This is a genomic window from Anaerovibrio slackiae (assembly GCF_009695585.1).
GTDB classification, from domain to species: domain Bacteria; phylum Bacillota; class Negativicutes; order Selenomonadales; family Selenomonadaceae; genus Anaerovibrio; species Anaerovibrio slackiae.
In genome coordinates this window covers 1-1328 of record NZ_VUNR01000066.1, presented here as the reverse complement: position 1 = coordinate 1328, position 1328 = coordinate 1, and the positions used below count along the sequence as shown (strand labels likewise).

Genomic DNA, 1328 nt, shown 5'->3' with positions numbered 1-1328 from the left:
GCACAGCTCATCCCAAAGTTTTTCAACACTCACGGGTTCGGCCCTCCACTCATTTTTACCTGAGCTTCAGCCTGGCCATGCATAGATCACTGTGGTTTCGGGTCTACCCGCTGTGACTATTCGCCCTCTTAAGACTCGCTTTCGCTTCGGCTCCGCGTCTCCCGCTTAACCTCGCCACAACGGATAACTCGCCGGTTCATTCTTCAATAGGCACGCCGTCGCACATATAAAGTGCTCCGACTGCTTGTAGACATACGGTTTCAGGTTCTATTTCACTCCCCTCCAGGGGTACTTTTCACCTTTCCCTCACGGTACTATGCGCTATCGGTCATTGAGTAGTATTTTGCCTTGGATGGTGGTCCACCCTGCTTCCCACAAGGTTTCACGTGTCTCGTGGTACTCTGGATGCCGGCCCTCTCGAAAAGCCTTCAAATACGGGGGTCTCACCCTCTGTGCCGGGCCTTCCCATGCCCTTCTTCTGACTTTCCTTTGATTTATGCCGGTCCTCAACCCCCGCTGTCCGAAGACAGCGGGTTTGGGCTCTTCCCTGTTCGCTCGCCGCTACTATGGGAATCTCGTTTGATTACTTTTCCTCCGGCTACTTAGATGTTTCAGTTCACCGGGTTATCCTCCCGTAGGATGGCACGACATGACTCGTGCCGGGTTGCCCCATTCGGAGATGTATGGATCATTGCCTGCTTGCGGCTCCCCATACCTTTTCGCAGCTTACCGCGTCCTTCATCGACTCTCAATGCCAAGGCATCCACCGTATGCCCTTTGTAGCTTAATTACATTATTGCTTAATGCTTCACCTACAAAATCACATAAGATTTATGCTTCGGATTTTTGTAAAAGTATGTTATCCTAAAATGTCGTTCTTACCTCATTAGATTGTTTACACTATCTATATGGATTGGTAAAATTTTCATTTCTTGTTTCTGTGTAGTTTTCAATGTACATGATGGTGGGCCTAAGTGGACTTGAACCACTGACCTCACGCTTATCAGGCGTGCGCTCTAACCAGCTGAGCTATAGGCCCATGTTATGGTGGAGACGAGGAGAATCGAACTCCTGACCCCCTGCTTGCAAGGCAGGTGCTCTCCCAGCTGAGCTACGCCCCCATTATTAAGTTCACACTTGCGTGTTCCCTCAAAACTAGACAATGCAATGCCGATGCTCCGACCTGGATGACTGCTTACTTAAAAGCATGTCTCCTTAGAAAGGAGGTGATCCAGCCGCACCTTCCGATACGGCTACCTTGTTACGACTTCACCCCAATCATCGCCCCCACCTTAGACGGCTATCTCCTTGCGGTTAACCCACCGGCT

General features: G+C 50.3%; 2 tRNA genes and 2 rRNA genes. All 4 read right to left on the bottom strand.

From position 1 onward, the window contains the following. Window positions 1-790: ribosomal RNA gene (locus FYJ84_RS14380) — 23S ribosomal RNA — on the bottom strand; the annotation flags it as partial. Window positions 791-962: 172 nt separating this feature from the next. Then, window positions 963-1039: transfer RNA gene (locus FYJ84_RS14375), tRNA-Ile, on the bottom strand. Between the two features lie 6 nt (window positions 1040-1045). Then, window positions 1046-1121, bottom strand: a tRNA-Ala gene (locus FYJ84_RS14370). Between the two features lie 98 nt (window positions 1122-1219). Further along, a 16S ribosomal RNA gene (locus FYJ84_RS14365) occupies window positions 1220-1328 on the bottom strand; the annotation flags it as partial.